Source organism: Citrobacter sp. TBCS-14 (assembly GCF_005280805.1).
GTDB lineage: Bacteria > Pseudomonadota > Gammaproteobacteria > Enterobacterales > Enterobacteriaceae > Citrobacter > Citrobacter gillenii.
Genome location: NZ_SZWM01000678.1, coordinates 1 through 220, shown reverse-complemented (window position 1 = coordinate 220; position 220 = coordinate 1). Strand labels below are relative to the sequence as shown.

1 protein-coding gene is annotated in these 220 nt (G+C 55.0%); it reads right to left on the bottom strand.

Going from position 1 to position 220, the window contains the following annotated elements; all coding sequences use genetic code 11:
- Positions 1-220 (bottom strand): nucleoid-associated protein (locus FDX22_RS20650; protein ID WP_186805394.1); only part of this gene is annotated, 220 nt, incomplete at both ends.

Below are 220 nucleotides of genomic sequence, written 5' to 3'. Positions count from 1 at the left end.
GAACAGGACAATGCCGCCGTCGGCAAAAGGATATTTCGCCAGTTCGTCCCGCAAGCGTCCGGTCGCGGCACGACTAAATGCCAGAAAATCCTCTTCACCCTGACGCTGTAAACGCAGCGTTTGCGCCAGTTCACTCTCTTCACTAAACAGGCCATAGGCTTTATTCTTGGCGCTATACACCCGGTGCAGCTCAGCCATCATCTCGACAACCGTCGCTGTC